The organism is Bradyrhizobium sp. BR 1432, assembly GCF_051547705.1.
Lineage (GTDB): Bacteria > Pseudomonadota > Alphaproteobacteria > Rhizobiales > Xanthobacteraceae > Bradyrhizobium > Bradyrhizobium zhanjiangense.
Map to the genome: position 1 here is coordinate 410,267 of NZ_JBPUGF010000004.1, position 15,260 is coordinate 425,526.

At 64.4% G+C, this 15,260-nt stretch carries 14 protein-coding genes and 2 pseudogenes; 9 read left to right on the plus strand and 7 right to left on the minus strand.

What is annotated here, in order from left to right; genetic code table 11:
- Positions 1-7 precede the first annotated feature (7 nt).
- Positions 8-1,051, plus strand: coding sequence for an aromatic ring-hydroxylating dioxygenase subunit alpha (locus ACSKB8_RS42835; RefSeq protein WP_438111443.1), 1,044 nt, complete (start codon positions 8-10; stop codon positions 1,049-1,051).
- Positions 1,052-1,249: 198 nt separating this feature from the next.
- On the opposite strand, the gene ACSKB8_RS42840 is transcribed toward ACSKB8_RS42835, so the two are convergent.
- The 3 genes from ACSKB8_RS42840 to ACSKB8_RS42850 form a co-directional block, all read right to left on the minus strand.
- Positions 1,250-2,350, minus strand: a complete 1,101-nt coding sequence (locus ACSKB8_RS42840; protein ID WP_438111445.1) for an alkene reductase — start codon at positions 2,348-2,350, stop codon at positions 1,250-1,252.
- A gap of 178 nt (positions 2,351-2,528) precedes the next feature.
- A complete protein-coding gene (locus tag ACSKB8_RS42845) occupies positions 2,529-3,032 on the minus strand; it encodes a DUF1993 domain-containing protein (RefSeq protein ID WP_091898086.1) in 504 nt (167 codons plus the stop codon).
- Between the two features lie 334 nt (positions 3,033-3,366).
- Positions 3,367-4,662 (minus strand): lytic murein transglycosylase, encoded by a 1,296-nt coding sequence (locus tag ACSKB8_RS42850; RefSeq protein ID WP_438111447.1) that lies wholly within the window; start codon positions 4,660-4,662, stop codon positions 3,367-3,369.
- 229 nt (positions 4,663-4,891) lie between these two features.
- On the opposite strand from ACSKB8_RS42850, the pseudogene htpX reads away from it, so the two are divergent.
- Both htpX and ACSKB8_RS42860 read left to right on the plus strand, forming a co-directional pair.
- Positions 4,892-5,835 (plus strand): annotated as a pseudogene (gene htpX, locus ACSKB8_RS42855) (zinc metalloprotease HtpX).
- A 137-nt stretch (positions 5,836-5,972) separates the two neighbouring features.
- Positions 5,973-6,614, plus strand: coding sequence for a tetratricopeptide repeat protein (locus tag ACSKB8_RS42860; RefSeq protein WP_438111449.1), 642 nt, complete (start codon positions 5,973-5,975; stop codon positions 6,612-6,614).
- Positions 6,615-6,681: 67 nt separating this feature from the next.
- Here the strand turns inward: ACSKB8_RS42860 and ACSKB8_RS42865 are convergent, their stop codons facing one another.
- Positions 6,682-7,038: a hypothetical protein gene (locus ACSKB8_RS42865; protein ID WP_370990682.1), complete on the minus strand. Its 357-nt coding sequence runs from the start codon at positions 7,036-7,038 to the stop codon at positions 6,682-6,684.
- A 173-nt stretch (positions 7,039-7,211) separates the two neighbouring features.
- Positions 7,212-8,018, minus strand: coding sequence for a hypothetical protein (locus ACSKB8_RS42870; RefSeq protein ID WP_438111451.1), 807 nt, complete (start codon positions 8,016-8,018; stop codon positions 7,212-7,214).
- 227 nt (positions 8,019-8,245) lie between these two features.
- On the opposite strand from ACSKB8_RS42870, the gene ACSKB8_RS42875 reads away from it, so the two are divergent.
- A complete protein-coding gene (locus ACSKB8_RS42875; protein WP_014497428.1) occupies positions 8,246-8,539 on the plus strand; it encodes an antibiotic biosynthesis monooxygenase in 294 nt (97 codons plus the stop codon).
- A 192-nt stretch (positions 8,540-8,731) separates the two neighbouring features.
- Here ACSKB8_RS42875 and ACSKB8_RS42880 read toward each other — a convergent pair whose 3' ends face one another.
- Positions 8,732-10,177, minus strand: a complete 1,446-nt coding sequence (locus ACSKB8_RS42880; RefSeq protein WP_438111454.1) for a helix-turn-helix domain-containing protein — start codon at positions 10,175-10,177, stop codon at positions 8,732-8,734.
- Positions 10,178-10,416: 239 nt separating this feature from the next.
- Here ACSKB8_RS42880 and ACSKB8_RS42885 point away from each other — a divergent pair, with 239 nt between their 5' ends.
- The 3 genes from ACSKB8_RS42885 to ACSKB8_RS42895 all read left to right on the plus strand — a co-directional run bounded on the left by ACSKB8_RS42885 (position 10,417) and on the right by ACSKB8_RS42895 (position 13,025).
- Entirely contained in the window at positions 10,417-12,048 is a 1,632-nt protein-coding gene (locus ACSKB8_RS42885) for an isocitrate lyase (RefSeq protein ID WP_438111455.1), read from the plus strand.
- 30 nt (positions 12,049-12,078) lie between these two features.
- The gene (locus ACSKB8_RS42890; protein WP_128935631.1) at positions 12,079-12,288 is read left to right on the plus strand and encodes a DUF4170 domain-containing protein; all 210 of its coding nucleotides are present in this window, start codon (positions 12,079-12,081) and stop codon (positions 12,286-12,288) included.
- Positions 12,289-12,470: 182 nt separating this feature from the next.
- Positions 12,471-13,025, plus strand: a complete 555-nt coding sequence (locus ACSKB8_RS42895) for a hypothetical protein (RefSeq protein ID WP_438111457.1) — start codon at positions 12,471-12,473, stop codon at positions 13,023-13,025.
- A gap of 105 nt (positions 13,026-13,130) precedes the next feature.
- On the opposite strand, the pseudogene ACSKB8_RS42900 reads toward ACSKB8_RS42895, so the two are convergent.
- A pseudogene (locus tag ACSKB8_RS42900) lies at positions 13,131-14,016 on the minus strand (metallophosphoesterase family protein).
- A 94-nt stretch (positions 14,017-14,110) separates the two neighbouring features.
- On the opposite strand from ACSKB8_RS42900, the gene ACSKB8_RS42905 reads away from it, so the two are divergent.
- The gene (locus ACSKB8_RS42905) at positions 14,111-14,602 is read left to right on the plus strand and encodes an NUDIX domain-containing protein (RefSeq protein WP_438111459.1); all 492 of its coding nucleotides are present in this window, start codon (positions 14,111-14,113) and stop codon (positions 14,600-14,602) included.
- Between the two features lie 136 nt (positions 14,603-14,738).
- Positions 14,739-15,257, plus strand: coding sequence for a GNAT family N-acetyltransferase (locus tag ACSKB8_RS42910; RefSeq protein ID WP_438111461.1), 519 nt, complete (start codon positions 14,739-14,741; stop codon positions 15,255-15,257).
- The last annotated feature ends 3 nt before the right edge of the window (positions 15,258-15,260 follow it).

Consider the following 15,260-nt stretch of genomic DNA (forward strand, 5'->3'; position numbering starts at 1 on the left):
GTGCCGCATGAACCGTGCTGCTCCCCGCAACACCTGGTACCCGCTGACGTGGTCGCGCAACGTCACGCGCACGCTGTCGCGCCACCGCATTCTCGGCATGGACCTTGTCGTCTACCGCAGCGAAGCGGGCGGCGTCGTTGCGCTCGACGACGCATGTCCACATCGGTTGGCGCCGCTGTCGATGGGCAAGCTCAAGGGCGATGCAATCGAGTGCGGCTATCACGGCATGACTTTCGGGTCCGACGGGCGCTGTGTCCGGATTCCGGGTCAGCCGATGATCCCGCCGAATGCACGGGTGTCGTCCTATCCGCTCAGGGAGAAGATGGGACTGGTCTGGATCTGGCCCGGCGATCCCGCGCTCGCCGACCCGTCGCGGATTTATGATCTGCCGCAATACGGTCAGAACGACTGGCATGCGGCGGAAGGAGACGCTCTTCGAATCGAAACCAACTATCTCAACCTCGCGGACAATCTCTGCGATCCCGCGCATGTCAGCTTCGTCCACCTGTCGACGCTCGGCAATTCGGCCAGCGAAGACATTCCGGTGGAGCACACTTTTTCCGAGGATGGCGTGCTGGTGTGGCGGTGGATCAGGAACGCGCCGCCGATCCCGCTGTTCGCCAAGTACGGCAATTTCGCCGGCAATGTCGATCGCTGGCACTACTATGACTATATCGCGCCCTGTATCGCGGTGATCGATTTCGGCAGCGCGGACGCCGGCAAGATCGTCGATGCCGCGGACCGGGGCAGGGGATTGCGCATCTTCGCATGCCACTTCATCACGCCGGTCGACGATCACATCTGCATCGATCACTGGCTTCATGTGCGCAATTTTGCGCTTGACGATGCCGGTGTCGATCAGCGCCTGCACGCCGATTTCCGTATCGCTTTTAATGAGGACAAGGAGATTCTTGAGCGCATCGAGATGGTCGCGCAGGCCCGCCCCAATGCCAAGACCATCCGCCTCGCCATCGATGCCGCCCCGCAGCGCATGCGTCGCATCGTGGAACGCATGGTCGCTGCAGACGCCGAGACACGCGCATTGGCGTGAGGCCTATAGGCAGGTACAGGCCGGGAGCAGTCCCGGCCTTCCTTGTTGGTGAGCGCACCCTGCAACCGCGCCGTCATTGCGAGCGTAGCGAAGCAATCCAGAGTCTTTCAACGGAGCCAGTCTGGATTGCTTCGTCGCCAGCGCAAAATTGCTTCGCAATTTTGTCGCGAGCTCCTCGCAATGACGGAAGAAGCAGCCTTATTCCGCCGGCTCGGCCGCCAGCGTCGGGTAATCCGTGTACCCCTCGGCGCCGCCGCCGTAGAACGTGGCCTTGTCCCAATCGTTCAGGCCCGTGCCCTGCTTCAGCCGCTCGACCAGGTCGGGGTTGGAGATGAAGGGCTTGCCGAAGGCGATCAGGTCGGCCGCGTTCGCGTCCAGCACCTTGGTGGCGAGATCGAAATCGTAGCCGTTGTTGGCGACATAGGTGCCGGCAAAGCGCTTGCGCAAGGACGCATAGTCGAACGGCGCGATGTCGCGCGGACCGCCGGTGGCGCCCTCGACGACGTGGAGATAGACCAGCTTGAGCGCGCTGAGACCATCGACGATGTGATCGAACAAGGCTTGTGGGTTGGAGTCGGAGAGGTCGTTGGCCGGCGTCACCGGCGAGATGCGGATGCCGGTGCGGTCGGCGCCGGCTTCAGTGGCAACCGCCTTGGAGATCTCGAGCATCAGCCGCGCGCGGTTCTCGATCGAGCCGCCATAGGCATCGGTGCGCTTGTTGGCGCCGTCCCGGGCGAACTGATCGAGCAGATAGCCGTTGGCGCCATGGATCTCGACGCCGTCGAAGCCGGCCTCGAGCGCATTCTTCGTCGCGCGCTTGAAGTCGTCGATGATCCCAGGGATTTCGGAGAGCTCGAGCGCCCGCGGCTCGGAGACGTCGGCGAAGGTGCCGTTCACAAAAGTCTTGCCCTTGGCGCGGATCGCGCTCGGCGCCACCGGGGACGCGCCATTCGCCTGGAGATCGACATGCGAGATGCGGCCGACATGCCAGAGCTGGATGAAGATCTTGCCGCCGCGTTCGTGCACGCGATCGGTGACCTTGCGCCAGCCGGCGACCTGGTCCTTGGAATAGATGCCCGGCGTGTCCTGGTAGCCCTGACCTTGCTGCGAGACCTGGCTCGCTTCGGTGATCAGAAGCCCGGCGGAGGCGCGCTGGCTGTAATAATCGGCGGCGAGAGGGCTAGGCACGAACGTGCCGGGCGCGGCACGGTTGCGCGTCAGCGGCGCCATCACCAGGCGATTGGCCAGCGTGATCGGGCCGAGCTTGTAGGTCTCGAACAATTTGGTCGGACGGCTCATGGGGAATGCTTCCAGGCAATGAGAGGTCACGAACACTTGTGCATCGCGACATCAGGCGCAAGGGCGCAGCCATACTCAAACTGCAGGCGAGCTACGCGGCAAGGCCGCGTAGCATGATTCATGTGCAATTTCGGCCGCGACAGGGGAATTCCGCTACGCGGCCGTGCGATTTGGCAAATCAGTTCGCGCCGAGGAAATCGCGCTTGCCGATCTCGACCCCGTTGTGGCGCAGGATGCCGTGGGCGGTCGTGGCGTGGAAATAGAAGTTCGGCAGCGAGAACGCGCTCAGGAATTGCTGGCCCTTCATGGTGATGGATTTGTCCGGACCGGCCGGGAAGGTGACGTCCTTGACGTCGGCACCTTCGAACTGCTCGGGCTTGAACGATTTCACGTAGTCGATGGTCTTGGCCAGCCGCTGCTTCAATTCCGCAAAGCTCGTCTCGGTGTCAGGCGTCGCGGGCACCTCGCTATGGGTCAGCCGCGCACAGCCCTTGGCGGCGAAATCGCTGACGAGCTGGACCTGCTTCGACAGCGGCAGCATGTCCGGAAAGAGGCGTGATCCGAGCAGGACGCCGGGGTCGATCTTTTTGGCCGCGCAATGCGCCTCCGCCTTGGTGAGCAGGCCGGTGAGGCTGTTCAGCATTTGCAAATAGGCGGGGACGACGGCGTCGTAGAAGGACATGTGATGCTCGCTGTGATGGTGGGAAACCTCAGGAGAAAACCTGAGCCACTCACATGGGAGCGTCATGGAAAAATACGATCGCGGAAGCGGCTTGTGCGATGCGAAAATTCTATCGCGCTGTCATCGCCCGGCTTGCCGTCTTCGCTGAACCTTCGCCGGCCCAATACCGAATGCCCGGCGAAGCCTTTGGCGGAGCCGGGACCGGGCAATCCAGTACGCCGAGACGGCTGTGGCTGAACCGATGGGCCGCGGCGTACTGGATGCCCCGCCGGAGCCTGTCATCGGGCTCGCCGAAGGCGAGACCCGGTGGCGGGGCATGACAGCGGATGGACCGCTATCGCAACACGCTCGCCGGCTGCGCCTGCGCCGTGCCGCCGCGCATGCGTGCCAAGAGCTCCGCGGTCGGCCAGGAATCGGCGGGCAAGCCGTATTTGATCTGCATCGCCTTCACCGCGGCACGGCTCTGCTGGCCCAGCACGCCGTCGACCTTGCCGACATTGAAGCCGGCACGCACCAGTAATTGCTGCAATTCCTTGAGCTCGTTGAACGGCAGCTGCGCCACCGGCGTCGTTGGCTTGCGCATTGGCGGGGCGCCGGCGATGCGCGAGGCGAGATAGCCCGCGGTGGTCGAATAGATCAGCGAGTTATTCCACTCGGTGTAAGCCGCGAAATTCGCATAGGCCATGAAGGCCGGCCCAAAGCGTCCCATCGGCAGCAGCACGGACCCCGCGAGATTGTCGTTCGGCAGCGGCCGGCCGTCGGGATAGGTCACCCCGAGCTGGGCCCATGTCGAGCGTGGCTCTCGCACCGTGAGATCGGTCTTATCCCACGGCAGGTTTTGCGGCACCTTGATCTCTTCCAACCACGGCTCGCCGCGCCGCCACTTCAATCCATTGGCGATGTAATTCGCGGTCGAGCCGATCACGTCGGGACCCGAGCGCAGCAGGTCGCGCCGTCCGTCGCCGTCATAGTCGACCGCGTAGTTGACATAATGCACGGGCAGGAATTGCGTCTGCCCGAGCTCGCCGGCCCAGGAGCCGATCATCTCCTCGGGATGCAGATCGCCGCGGTCGATGATCTTCAGCGCGGCGATGGTCTCGTTCACGAACATCTCGGAGCGGCGACAATCATAGGCGAGCGACACCAGCGATTTCAGCGTCGGCAGATTGCCCATGTTGGCGCCGAAGTCGCTCTCGAGCCCCCAGAAGGCGGCGATCACGGCGGGCGGCACGCCATATTCCTTTTCGGCGCGCGCGAATGCGGCAGCGTATTGCTTGATGTGCTGCTGCCCGTTCTGCATGCGATAGGGCGCGGCCATGCGGCCGGCAAATTCGGTGAAGAGCTGACCGAACACGCGCTGGCCGCGGTCGCGGTTGACGATGCCCTGGTCGTAGACGAGATACGGCGAGGCCTCCGCGATCGTGCGCTGCGACACGCCGGCGGCCACCGCCTGTTGCTTCACGTCGGCCAGGAAGCGATCGAAGCTCGCGCCATTGTGGCACGATGCCGCGCGCGGCGAGGGCGCCTTCGGCGCTGCGGGCTTGGCGGGCGTTGGCGCGAACTGGGCGGAGGCAGCAAAGGAGCACGCGACGAGAGCAATGGTCGCGATCGCACATCGGGTCAGGAGCATGAGATTTCCGGAGGGGAGGAGGAATCTGTCGCAGTCTAAAGCAATGAAAGCGGCCGAGCCATTCCCTTCGTCATTCCGGGCCCATTGGGTGACCCCGAATGACCTCTTCCTACAATAGCCGCGGCCCCGCGACGCACCTTGAAACCTTGCACCCGGGCCGGGGTCATCCCTACCTCAGGCTTGCCGGCCTGCAATGCCTCCAGCGGCGCGGCCGCGCCAGGAGACGGCCATGAACTATCTTCGTACCGCAATGCTGCTCGCAGGCCTCACTGCCCTGTTCATGGGCGTGGGCTATCTGATCGGCGGTGCCTCGGGCGCCATAATCGCGCTTGTCATTGCCGCCGCGACCAATCTCTTCACCTACTGGAACTCCGATCGCATGGTGCTCTCGATGTACGGCGCCCATGAGGTCGACCGTGCCAGCGCGCCCGAGCTGGTCGGTCTCGTCGCCGAGCTTGCCGGCCGCGCCGGCTTGCCGATGCCGCGCGTGTTCCTGATGGACGAGCCGCAGCCCAACGCGTTCGCGACCGGACGCAACCCGAGAACGCCGCGGTTGCCGTCACCACCGGCCTGATGAACCAGCTCAGCCGCGAGGAGCTCGCCGGCGTGATCGCGCATGAGCTCGCGCATATCAAGCATCACGACACGCTTCTTATGACTGTTACCGCGACCATCGCCGGCGCGATCTCCATGCTGGCGCAGTTCGGCATGTTCTTCGGCGGCAATCGCGACAACAACAATGGTCTGGGCATCGTCGGCTCGATCCTGATGATGATCCTCGCCCCGCTCGGCGCCATGCTGGTGCAGATGGCGATCAGCCGCACGCGCGAATATGCCGCCGACAATTTCGGCGCGCGCATTGCGGGACAGCCGATGTGGCTGGCGTCTGCGCTGATGAAGATCGAGAGCGCCGCGCATCAGGTGCCGAACTTGGAAGCGGAGCGAAATCCCGCGACCGCGCACATGTTCATCATCAATCCACTGTCGGGCCACGGCGTCGACAATCTGTTCGCCACCCATCCCTCGACCCAGAACCGCATCGCCGCGCTTCAACAGCTCGCGGCCGAGCTCGGCGCGCAGGCACCGTCGGTCGGCGCCAACGAGAACTATCCGCCGCGAAGCCCGTGGGGCCGCTCCTCTTCACGCGGTCCTTCACGTGGTCCTTGGGGCTGACGCGGAACCGGCTGGAATTTGCGCCAGGCTTTGTGACCTGGCGCACACAAATTCCCCGGCGCCGGTGCTAACACCGCGGCGAGACCATTTCTTCGAAAGGGGATGCGTGGCCGGACCTCAGCCGGCCAGCGTCGAAGATGACCAGAGCTGCCGTACCATTGCTGATCGTCCTTTGCGTGCTCATTGGGCTGTCCACGCACATGGTCGTCAATTGCGGCGACGAGGACGATCCCGACATCTGCTCGGCCGTGATCGGCTTCTCGCCGCTGCGCGGCTCGCTGATCGCCTTCGCCTATGAGGGTCGCGGACGGATCGCGCTGCGCCACGGCGACTTCAGGCGGGCGATCGCCGATTTCGACGAGGCCATCCACCTCAATCCCAACCGCGCCTCGCTCTATCGCGACCGGGCGCTGGCGCGTCGGCAGAACGGCGACCTCGAGCTTGCGATTGCGGATTATGACGAGGCGATCGCGCATGATCCCAAGCTCGCCGGGCCCTATCACCAGCGCGGTCTCGCGCTCGCCGCCAAGGGCGATCTCGACCGCGCCATCCTGAGCTACAGCACCGCGGTCCGCCTCGATCCCTTGGATGCGCAGGCCCGCCTCGACCGGGGCTTCGCATTCCTCGCCCATGGCCAGACCGACGATGCACGTGCCGATTTCGAAGCCACGCTGGCACTGCCGCCCGGCAAGGACGCCCGCACCCGCGAAGCCGCGCGCGCCAAGCTCGCCGAGCTTTCGAATGTCGAGCCGACCCGGCTCGCCGCGCCGAGAAGGTGATGGGAGTCTCTCCCTCTCCCCGCAAGCGGACCGCAAGCGGGGCGAGGTGAAGTGCGAGCTCCGCGCCTTACTTCGCCTTCTTCGCTTTCGCCTTCTTCGCCTTGGCAGCCTTCTTCGCCGGCTTCTCTTCCTTCGCCGTCTTCTCCACCTTGGCCGCAACCGGCGTGCTGGCGGCGAGGCGCATGGCGCGGGCGTAGCTGTCGGCGACGTTGTCGGCGGACATCTGGAGGCGCTTGGCGGCGGCGGTGGCCTGCTCCAGGGTGGCCTTGGCCATCATCTTGAAGCGGTCGCTGGTCTCCTTGCCCTTGGCCTTGGCCGCAAGGCCGTTGAAGCGATCCCGCCGCTCCTTGGCGCGGGTCATCAGGCCCGTATGCAGCTGTCTGGCCAGTTGCCGGATCACGACATCCAGGTCGGCGTCCGCCATGTTGTTCTATCCCCTTCGAAAACGGTATCGATGCGGGCGGGACTATGCAGATCGGGCTCCGCCTTGGCAATTGCCGCGGAGGCGTCATCCGCAGCTTCCGGCTGACAAAACAAAAAAGCCGCGCATTTCGCGCGGCTCTGATGTGGTCTGGCGCAGGACGCGCGACGTCTGCCTCACTTCAGCGAGGCGACGGGACCGCTCGAGGCTGTCGGGTCGGGATCGAAACCGAATACGCCGACCAGGTATTTGTAGTAGTCCGGCATCTTCTCCTTGAGCGTCTCGCGCGACTTCGGATCGTGGAATTCGCTCTTTCCGGAGAGGAAGATGCTCGCGGTCACGGCAAAGAACTCCATGGGATTCTTCATCGCATAGGATTCCTTGGGCAGCAGGTCCTTGGACTTGGCCAGGGCATAGTGGGCGATCACGCCCTTGTTGGCATAGCCGTCCGGCAACAGCCGCGCGTGATAGGCGTGCAGGAGCTCGTGCAGCAGCACGGCCTCCTTCTCGTAGCGCATCATGTCGGGCCGCAGCATGATCACGCCGAGGCCCGAATCGACCGCGAGATCGATGGCATTGGGATTGGTCCAGCGCTGCTTGCTGGGGTCCCAGACCGTCAGCGTCCGGGGAGCGCTGCGCTGGATGTCCGGCGTGACCCGGCCGTAGCACGCGGTCGCGGCACCTTCGTCGAGGCAGGCCAGCTCGCTCGCGACGATCGGAACGGTGTGGAAGAAGCGCAGCACGCGCGGCGACAGGCCGACGCCTTCGACGACGTCAATCTGGCTCTTTAAATTGTCTGTGAGCTTGTCGACATCCTTGCGGTCGCGATTCTCGGACAGATCGAACATGTAGCCGCGGTAGCTCTGGAAGCCCGGCGGCAGCGGCTGCGCTGCGTCAGTGGACGCATCGGGCGATCCGGCAATGGATGGATTGGCGAAGAGCGCGCCGACGATGGTTGCGGTCAGCAGCAACGCAATGCGCATGATGAACCCCCTGATCTCACTTCGCCCGGCAGGATAGGCCACCGTTGTTTGCGAAAAGTGAGTGGGGCAAGACTAAGGCACCGATGTTGAGGCGTGCTTAATCCTTGGTTGCAGATCGCGGAGGCGGATTAGGGCGGGGTTAACCAAGCGTGGATTGGCGGCGCGCTTCGGCGTAACATCCGCTCCGGGCACCAGGCCCTCACATCAGTAGCCGGAAGGAGGATGCCATGTATGCCGCCATCCGTCAGGCCAAGGCGAAAAGCGGGAGTGCGGAAGAGCTGGCGCGCCGCATCAAGGACGGCGCCGTTCCGATCATCAGCGACGTCGACGGTTTCCGCGCCTATTACGTCGTCTATGCCGGCGACGACACGGTAACCGCGATCTCGATCTTCGACAAGTTCGAGCAGGCGGAGGAGGCGAACCGGCGCGCGATCGCCTGGATCGAGAAGGATCTGGGGCCGCTGCTGGCGGGCCATGCGAGTGCTGCGGCCGGGCCGGTGATCGTGCACACGCTGGCGTAGCGGTTTAGGCTGCCGCCACACATTCAACTGTCATCGCCCGGCTTGACCGGGCGATCCAGTACGCCGTGACGGCTGTGGTTGAGCCGATGGGCTGCGGCGTACTGGATGCCCCGCCTTCGCGGGGCATGACAGCGGAACGAGTGGCGCGCGCCTTTCGCCAAACGTGGAGCCGCGCCTTGCAACTCTGCAGCCTCACAACTCCCTGGCATTCGAGAACGCGAAACTCGACACCCGCCGTGTGGTCTCGTCCAGGATCAGCGTGCGCGTGATCGGTGGCTCGGCGCGCTGGGCGCAGTTTTCGCGCTCGCAGAGGCGGCAGTTGACGCCGATCGGCGTGCCCTCGGTCTTCTCCAGGTCGATGCCCGCGGCATAGGTCAGGCGCGCGGCGTGGCGAATTTCGCAGCCGAGGCCGATGGCGAAGCGCGGTTGCGGCAGCGGATGCGGCGCGACCGGGCGGCGCACCATCTGCGCGATCGAGAAATAGCGCGTGCCGTCGGGAAGCTCGATCACCTGCTTGAGCAGGCGGTCCGGTGTGTCGAAGGTCGAATGCACGTTCCACAAGGGGCAGGTGCCGCCGAATTTCGAGAACGGGAACGTGCCGGAGGAGAAGCGCTTCGAGACGTTGCCGGCATTGTCGACACGGAGCAGGAAGAACGGAATGCCGCGCGCGTTCGGTCGCTGCAGGGTGGTGAGGCGATGGCAGACCTGCTCGAAGCCGGAATTGAAGCGCTGCGCCAGCACATGGATGTCGTAATTGAGCGCCTCGGCTGCGGCGAGGAATGCCGGGTAGGGCATCATGACAGCGGCTGCAAAGTAATTGCCGAGCGTGATGCGGAACAGCCGCCGCGGCGCGTCGTCGAGCGGACCAGATCGACCGATGATAGTCTCCAGATGCTGCGCGCATTCACCTAGGCCGAGCTGGAAGGCGAGCTGGAATGCGCGGCCAGGCGGGTCGACCAGCTCGGAAATCAGCAGCTGGCGGCGGTGGCGGTCGAACCGCCGGAGCGTCTCGCGCATCACGTCGACGGGCATGATGCGGGTCTGGATCGAATGCTTTTCGCGCAAGCGTGCGGCCAGCGCCGCGTAGAGCCCTTCGGCCGGCACGTTCAACTCGTCGCGAAGATTTTCCGCGGCCTGCTCCAGCTCCGGGAAATAGTTGCGGTTGGCCTCGATCAGCTCGCGCACGCGCTCGACCGGATTGGCCTCATAACGCGTGCCGACGTCGCGATCGGCCATTTGCGCGGCCGCCAGCGTCTCGCCCTGGCGCGCCTCGGTATAGGCGGCATAGAGCCGTTGCAGCGCATGGGTCACGCCCGGGCAGAGCTCGGCGAGGTCGCGCAGCTCCTGCTTGGGCACGTCGATCTGGCGGAACAAGGGATCGGAGAAGATCTCGTTCAGCTCGGCGAAGAAGCGGTCCTCGTCGGCGGTGGCGAGGTCGCGCAGATCGAGGTCGTAGGTCTCGGCCAGCCGCAGCAGGATCTGCGCCGTCACCGGGCGCTGGTTGCGTTCGATCAGGTTGACATAGCTCGGCGAGATTGAGAGTCCCTCGGCGATCTGGGTCTGCGACAGCCCCAATTGCTGCCGGATCCGCCGGAAGCGCGGGCCGACGAAGAGTTTCTTGCCGGAATCGGCGGCCATTTCTCAGATCTCCTCTCAGGTCCTCGTGCGCATTAAGGACAGCGTCGCTGACCTATAATTTACAAGATTTACAAAATAACATCTATTACATGTTCCGATGTTACATGACATCACCAATAAAAAACAAGGCGTCTGTACGAAGTTTCCGTTTTCGCGTTTAGCTCCTGAGACGCATTTCGCAATGCACTGTCAAAAATGTCGACGGCAAAACGGCCGTCGTCAGCGAAAAGGATCAGGCCATGAATTATCAACCCCGCGGCATCAGCCCCCTTCTGCGCCCGGCGTCGTATCAGAGCGAGGTCGAGGCGGCTCAGACGCTTCTTAAGACCCAGCCGACCTGGAACGGGGTGACGGCCGAGGCGGTCGCACGCATGCGCCTGCAGAACCGCTTCAAGACCGGCCTCGACGTCGCCCGCTACACCGCGGCCTTGATGCGGGCCGACATGGCCGCCTATGACGGCGACCCCACCAAGTACACCCAGTCGCTGGGCTGCTGGCACGGCTTCATCGCCCAGCAGAAGCTGATCTCGGTCAAGAAGCATTTTGGCAAGACCGATCGCACCTACCTGTATCTCTCGGGCTGGATGATCGCCGCGCTGCGCTCCGAATTTGGCCCGCTGCCCGACCAGTCGATGCACGAGAAGACCTCGGTGCCCGCGCTGATCGAGGAACTCTACACCTTCCTGCGTCAGGCGGATTCCCGCGAGCTCAACGACATCTTCCGCGCGCTCGACAAGGCGCGCAAGGAAGGCGACAAGACCAGGGAGAAGGAGCTGATCGAGAAGATCGACAACTTCCAGACCCATGTCGTGCCCGTCATCGCCGACATCGATGCCGGCTTCGGCAATGCGGAGGCGACCTATCTGCTCGCCAAGAAGATGATCGAGGCGGGCGCCTGCGCGCTCCAGATCGAGAACCAGGTCTCAGATGAGAAGCAGTGCGGCCACCAGGACGGCAAGGTCACCGTGCCGCATGAAGTCTTCCTCGCGAAGATCCGGGCCTGCCGCCACGCCTTCCTCGAGCTCGGCGTCGAAGACGGCGTCGTCGTGACCCGCACCGACTCGCTCGGCGCCGGCCTGACGCAGCAGATCGCCGTCAGCCACAAGCCCGGCGACATCGGCGACCAGTACAACAGCTTCCTGGATTGCGAGGAAGTGACGGCGGAGAATGCCCGCAATGGCGACGTCATCATCAACCGCAACGGCAAGATGATGCGTCCGAAGCGGCTGCCCTCCAACCTCTACCAGTTCCGCCCCGGCACCGGCGAAGACCGCTGCGTGCTGGACTGCATCACCTCGCTCCAGAACGGCGCCGACCTGCTCTGGATCGAGACCGAGAAGCCGCATATCGAGCAGATCGCCAAGATGGTCGACCGCATCCGCAAGGTCGTTCCGAATGCGAAGCTGGCCTACAACAACTCGCCGTCGTTCAACTGGACCCTCAACTTCCGTTGGCAGGTCTACGACGCGATGAAGGAAGCCGGCAAGGACGTCAGCCAGTACAACCGTGCCGAGTTGATGAAGGCGGAGTATGACGACACGCCGCTGGCGAAGGAAGCCGACGAGCGCATCCGCACCTTCCAGGCGGATTCGGCCAAGCGTGCCGGCATCTTCCACCATCTGATCACGTTGCCGACCTATCACACGGCGGCGCTGTCGACCGATAATCTGGCTCGCGAGTACTTCGGTGAGCAGGGCATGCTCGGCTACGTCAAGAATGTCCAGCGCGCCGAGATCCGTCAGGGCATCGCCTGCGTGAAGCATCAGAACATGGCCGGCTCCGACATCGGTGACGACCACAAGGAGTACTTCGCCGGCGAGGCTGCCCTGAAGGCGGGCGGCGCCCACAACACCATGAACCAGTTCGGCTAACGCATCACGCTATTGGACAGGAGACTGACAATGACCACAGGCAGCAATTTCTGGGTGATCGGCGGCGAGTTCGGTTCGATGAACTTCCACAAGCTCGTGGAAGGCTCGGCCCAGGTCAAAGGTCCGTTCAAGACCCGCAAGGAAGCCGAGGACTGCTGGCGCGAGGTGTCGGAGGAGAGCCGCCACAAGGCCGGCGTCCGCTTCTCCATTGTGGAAGAGCCGTCGCGGGTCCCGGCCTGACGCACTGAATCAAGAAGACGTCCAAGGACGGATGGTCCCATCCAGGCCCTGCCTGGGTGGGATCGTCTGTTTTTGGCACAGGTTAAACGTCTGTGGGCGCGTAAGTATCTGGAATTGCGGACCCTTTGCGGGCGCTGTGGTTGCTGATAGGTTAACCATGGTGTTTGAGGACGAGGCCGACAATGTCAGAGCCCGAAACCAGCGGAATCCATCCCAGCCAGCCGCGCCCGGTGCGGCTGCGCGATGCGCTGTTGCGCGCCCGGATCGAGGCCGCCGACCGGACCGGTGTCGTCGTCGATCTCAGGGACGCCGAGGTGGCCCGGCTGGAGATCCTCAATGACGCGCTCGATCCCCTGTTCGCGCAGGTGCCTGATAAGATCGACCTGTTCGACCGCGGCATCAGCCAGGGCGATACGCCCAGGCTTTGGATCGACGTCGTCGCCCATATCATGATGGGGCGTGACAAGCGGATGTACCGCTTCGTCCAGGACACCCGCTTCGGCCGCATCGTGCTCGCCGAATCGCACGACACCGCTGTTATCGTCGAGGCCGTCACCGACTATGTGGCGCGCCGCATGATCGAGCGCGAGCATGCGATGGTGGTCCCGCCCGAACCGCAAGCACCGGCCACCGAGCCGCCGCGCCGCTCGCGCCTGTGGCCGTTCGCGTTTGGCTTCATCCTCGGCGCCGCCGCCTTGTTCGGCGTCGCCGTGCTGGCGGCCCTGCGGAGCTGGTGAGGCTCTCTCCATCGTCATTGCGAGGAGCCCTTGCGACGAAGCAATCCAGGAATTCTTCCGCGGCGGGACTCTGGATTGCTTCGCTGCGCTCGCAATGACGGTGAACTAGATCAACCGCGCATGCTTGATCTGCTCGATCTGGAATCCAGCCCCCAGGCTCCGCACCGTATGCTCGCAGCGCCAGCCGGCATTGTCCTTCTCGATCGTGAACAGATTATACGCCGCCGCCGGGTAGCGTCCGTGCGCGAGCGCGGAGGCGGATGGCACGCCGAGCGCGGGAATGTTGCCGTTCGGGCCTTCGAACCACATCGTCGAATGAATGTGGTCGTGGCCGTGCAGGATCAGCTCGACGCCGTGGCGTTTCAACAGGGCCAGCAGCTCGGCCGCGTCCGTCATCCGCTTCTGGCGCGCGACGGATTTCAGCGGATGATGCACCAGCAGCACGCGGAAGACGTCTTCCGCGGCGAGCCGGTCGAGAACCTGTTCGAGCGACGCGAGCTGATCGCGCCCGAGCGTGCCCGTCGCCATCAGCGGCAGGGTCGGCACCGCCGTCGAACAGGCTGATCAGCGCCAGCGGTCCGCGCCGGCGGACGGCTGGGAAAGCCACGGTATCGGGCGTGTCCGCGGCGATGTAGTGCAGGAACGTCTCGCCGAAGCGATGACGTGTCGCGCTGACATAGGCGTCGTGATTGCCGGGAATCGCGGTGACGCGGTCGGGCGTGCCGACGCTTTCGAGCCAGGCCAGGGCCGGCGCGAATTCGGCTTCCAGCGCCAGGTTGACGAGATCGCCCGTCACCGCGATGTGGTCGGGCGCCTGGGCCTTCATGTCGGCAACCAGCGCGTCAAGCACCTCGCGGCGCTGGTATTTGTGCCGGTTGCGCGTCCAGTTGACGTAGCCGAGCGCGCGCTTGCCCGCGAGCTCGATCAGCCGCGGCTTCGGCAGTGGCGGCAGATGCGGATCGGACAGATGGGCGAGCGTAAAGGGGGCCATGGCGCGCGATTGCCTCGCTATTGCTCCGCTGTAATGGCAAGGTCGCAGCCGGCGCGCAAGCAGGGCCTCAAAAGGGGGCGTCAAGGAAAACCTGATGGGAGAACGTCTGAACACCATTCGACGAAAATTCGAGCCGCTGCTGCGGCGCATCTTCCATGTCTATTTCCTGCTGGTCCGCGGCATGACGCTCGGCGTCCGCGCCGTGGTGCTGGATGCGGAGAACCGGGTGTTCCTGGTCAGGCACAGCTACGTCAGCGGCTGGTATCTGCCCGGCGGCGGCGTCGATTTCGGCGAGACCATGGCGCACGCGCTACGGCGCGAGCTCAAGGAGGAGGGCGACATCGATCTGATCGGAGACGCCGTGCTGCACGGCATCTTCCTCAACAGCCACGTCTCCCGCCGCGACCATGTCGCGGTCTACGTGGTCAGGCAGTTCAGCCAGGACCGCCTGCCCGCGCCCAACCACGAGATCGTCGAATGCGGGTTCTTCGCGATCACGGCGCTGCCCGAGGGGACCACGCCCGGCACACGGCTGCGGATCGCGGAAGTGCTGGGCGGCACGCCCCTGATTGCGACGTGGCGCTGAGGGCGGGCTGTGCTGGTCGTTCAATGGATTCAGACCGGCGAGTCAGAATACCTCTCCCGCCGGCGCTGAAAAGGAACTGAGCATCTTTGCTGCCCGATGGACCGCGCTGCGTTCAGGTGCTATCCCGCCAACTGACATGACCGATCTCTCACTCACCATCCTTCCTGAGGCCGCCGGCGACGCCCAGGCGATCGAACGGCTGCATGAGCGCACCTTTGGTCCCGGCCGCTTCGTGCTCAGCGCCTACCGGATTCGCGAGCACGTCGACCATCTGCTCGAATTGTCCTTCACCGCGCGCATCGGCACGCTGCTGGTCGGCTCGGTCAGGCAATTGCCGATCCTGATCGGCGACACGCCGGCGCTGCTGCTGGGGCCGCTCACCGTCGAGCCGCCGTTCCGCGACCGCGGCATCGGCCGTCTGTTGATGGAGCGCGCGCTGAAGGATGCCAAGGAAAAAGGCCACGCCATCGTGCTCCTGGTCGGCGACGAGCCCTATTACAGCCGGGTCGGCTTCAAGCCGGTCCCCAAGGGCCGCGTCACCATGCCGGGCCCGGTCGACGCCGCCCGTATCCTGGTGTTCGAGCTCGTCGACGGCGCTTTCGAGGGCATGTCGGGGGCGGTCGGTCCCGACTGGAGAAAGGCGCGGGCAGGGTAGGGG

What these genes read in the sequence shown, in the direction of transcription:
- ACSKB8_RS42835 (WP_438111443.1), top strand. Translation starts at nt 8, where the DNA reads ATGAACCGTGCTGCTCCCCGCAACACCTGGTACCCGCTGACGTGGTCG.
- ACSKB8_RS42840 (WP_438111445.1), bottom strand. Translation starts at nt 2,350, where the DNA reads ATGAGCCGTCCGACCAAATTGTTCGAGACCTACAAGCTCGGCCCGATC.
- ACSKB8_RS42845 (WP_091898086.1), bottom strand. Translation starts at nt 3,032, where the DNA reads ATGTCCTTCTACGACGCCGTCGTCCCCGCCTATTTGCAAATGCTGAAC.
- ACSKB8_RS42850 (WP_438111447.1), bottom strand. Translation starts at nt 4,662, where the DNA reads ATGCTCCTGACCCGATGTGCGATCGCGACCATTGCTCTCGTCGCGTGC.
- ACSKB8_RS42860 (WP_438111449.1), top strand. Translation starts at nt 5,973, where the DNA reads ATGACCAGAGCTGCCGTACCATTGCTGATCGTCCTTTGCGTGCTCATT.
- ACSKB8_RS42865 (WP_370990682.1), bottom strand. Translation starts at nt 7,038, where the DNA reads ATGGCGGACGCCGACCTGGATGTCGTGATCCGGCAACTGGCCAGACAG.
- ACSKB8_RS42870 (WP_438111451.1), bottom strand. Translation starts at nt 8,018, where the DNA reads ATGCGCATTGCGTTGCTGCTGACCGCAACCATCGTCGGCGCGCTCTTC.
- ACSKB8_RS42875 (WP_014497428.1), top strand. Translation starts at nt 8,246, where the DNA reads ATGTATGCCGCCATCCGTCAGGCCAAGGCGAAAAGCGGGAGTGCGGAA.
- ACSKB8_RS42880 (WP_438111454.1), bottom strand. Translation starts at nt 10,177, where the DNA reads ATGGCCGCCGATTCCGGCAAGAAACTCTTCGTCGGCCCGCGCTTCCGG.
- ACSKB8_RS42885 (WP_438111455.1), top strand. Translation starts at nt 10,417, where the DNA reads ATGAATTATCAACCCCGCGGCATCAGCCCCCTTCTGCGCCCGGCGTCG.
- ACSKB8_RS42890 (WP_128935631.1), top strand. Translation starts at nt 12,079, where the DNA reads ATGACCACAGGCAGCAATTTCTGGGTGATCGGCGGCGAGTTCGGTTCG.
- ACSKB8_RS42895 (WP_438111457.1), top strand. Translation starts at nt 12,471, where the DNA reads ATGTCAGAGCCCGAAACCAGCGGAATCCATCCCAGCCAGCCGCGCCCG.
- ACSKB8_RS42905 (WP_438111459.1), top strand. Translation starts at nt 14,111, where the DNA reads ATGGGAGAACGTCTGAACACCATTCGACGAAAATTCGAGCCGCTGCTG.
- ACSKB8_RS42910 (WP_438111461.1), top strand. Translation starts at nt 14,739, where the DNA reads ATGACCGATCTCTCACTCACCATCCTTCCTGAGGCCGCCGGCGACGCC.